The organism is Mycobacterium sp., from assembly GCF_035603715.1.
In the GTDB taxonomy this organism is placed as follows: Bacteria; Actinomycetota; Actinomycetes; order Mycobacteriales; family Mycobacteriaceae; genus Mycobacterium.
On sequence record NZ_DATNJW010000401.1, the window covers coordinates 1 to 2,195 of the forward strand.

Sequence of the window (2,195 nt, forward strand, 5' to 3'; positions counted from 1 at the left end):
GCACGTCGAGGTGATCGACGCCGCCAAGATCCCGTACGGACGGGCGATGGCCCAAGACGCCATCAACGCCGTGATGATCGAGCGGGCGCGAGCCGGCCAATTCGTGGTGCGGCTCAAAGGGGGAGACCCGTTCGTGTTCGCCCGCGGCTACGAGGAGTTGCTGGCCTGCGCCGAAGCCGGCATCCCGGTGACAGTCGTGCCCGGTGTGACCAGTGCCATAGCGGTGCCGGCGTCGGCGGGAGTTCCGGTAACCCACCGCGCGATCAACCACGAATTCGTGGTGGTCAGCGGACATGTGGCGCCGGATCATCCCGAATCGTTAGTGAATTGGGATGCATTAGCTGCAATGACCGGAACCATTGTTTTGCTGATGGCGGTCGAACGCATCGAGCTATTCGCGGAAGTCCTGCTAAAAGGCGGCCGACCTGCGGATACGCCGGTAGTCGTTGTTCAACAAGGCACGACGGCGGCTGAGCACACTTTGCGGGCCACACTGGCCGACGCGCCGGAAAAGATCCGTTCGGAGGGTATTCGACCTCCCGCGATCATCGTTATCGGTTCGGTGGCCGCCTTCGGCATTTAAAAGATCCCTAAGATTACTGTAGGGTAAGTTCTTATGACGGCTCTCAACGATGCAGAGCGGGCTGTCCAAAGATGGACAACTGAACCCTCGAAGCGAGCAGTTCACATGCCCCAACCGCACCCGGAAAAGACCGCCGAGTCGACTCCGACCAAGACTTCCACGACGTGGATGCCGACGCGCCGATTCTTCGCCGCGGTCATCGCCATCGCCGGGATGCAGCTGATGGCGACCATGGACGGCACCATCGCGATCGTCGCGCTTCCCAAGATCCAGAACGAGCTGAGCCTGTCTGACGCCGGCCGCAGCTGGGTCATCACCGCGTACGTGCTGACCTTCGGCGGCCTGATGCTGCTGGGTGGCCGCCTCGGCGACACCATCGGCCGCAAGCGGACCTTCATCGTCGGCGTCTCACTGTTCACCATCGCGTCGGCGCTGTGTGGCATCGCCTGGGACGACGTCACGTTGGTCATAGCGCGGCTGCTGCAAGGTGTGGGCGCCGCGATCGCGTCGCCGACCGGCTTCGCGCTGGTCGCAACCACGTTCGCCAAGGGGCCGGCACGCAACGCGGCCACCGCGGTCTTCGGCGCGATGACCGGTGTCGGCTCAGTGATGGGTCTGGTGGTCGGTGGAGCGCTCACCGAGGTGTCCTGGCGGCTGGCGTTTTTGGTGAATGTGCCGATCGGGCTGGTGATGATCTACGTTTCCCGCACCGCGCTGCGGGAAACCAACCGTGAGCGGATGAAGCTCGACGCGGCCGGGGCTGTGCTGGCCACGTTGGCCTGCACCGCCGCGGTGTTCGCCTTCTCGTCGGGACCCGAAGCGGGCTGGATTTCATTCACCACGATCGGTTCGGCCGTCGTGGGGCTCGTCGCGTTCGTCGCGTTCGCCTTCGTGGAGCGCTCGGCCGAGAACCCCGTCGTCCCGTTCAACTTGTTCTTCGACCGCAACCGGCTGGCCACCTTCGCCGCGATCTTCATGGCCGGCGGGGTGTTGTTCACCGTCACCGTGCTGGTCGCCCTCTACGTGCAGGACATCATGGGCTACAGCGCCCTGCGTGCCGGTGTCGGTTTCATCCCGTTCGCGATTGCGATGGGCATCGGGCTGGCCGGCTCGTCGCAGTTGGTGTCGCGCTTCCAGCCGCGGGTCGTGGTCATCGCCGGTGGAGCGCTGGTGGTCGGCGCCATGGTCTACGGGTCGACGTTCAACGGCCAGATGCCGTACTTCCCGAACCTGATCGTGCCGGTCGTGATCGCGGGTATCGGCATCGGCATGATCGTGGTGCCGGTGGCGCTCTCGGCGATCGCGGGCGTCGGCTTCGACCAGATCGGGCCGACTTCCGCCATCGCGCTGATGCTACAAAACCTCGGTGGCCCAGTGGTTCTCACCGTCATCCAGGCTGTCATCACATCACGCACGCTGTACCTGGGCGGCACCAACGGCCCGGTGAAGAACATGAACGCGGCTCAGCTGCATGCCCTTGACCACGGTTACACCTACGGGTTGCTGTGGGTGGCCGGCGTCGCCGTCATCGTCGGCGGGGTGTCGCTGCTGATCGGCTACACCGCCGAGCAGGTGGCTCACGCGCAGGAAGTCAAGGACGCCATCGACGCCG

2 protein-coding genes are annotated in these 2,195 nt (G+C 64.7%); both read left to right on the plus strand.

From position 1 onward, the window contains the following. Positions 1-583, plus strand: a 583-nt coding sequence (cobA, locus tag VN856_RS16615; protein WP_325690924.1) for a uroporphyrinogen-III C-methyltransferase, incomplete at its 5' end; no start/stop codon positions are given. Between the two features lie 33 nt (positions 584-616). Beyond that, the coding region (locus VN856_RS16620; RefSeq protein WP_325690926.1) for an MFS transporter at positions 617-2,195 on the plus strand (1,579 nt) is incomplete at its 3' end.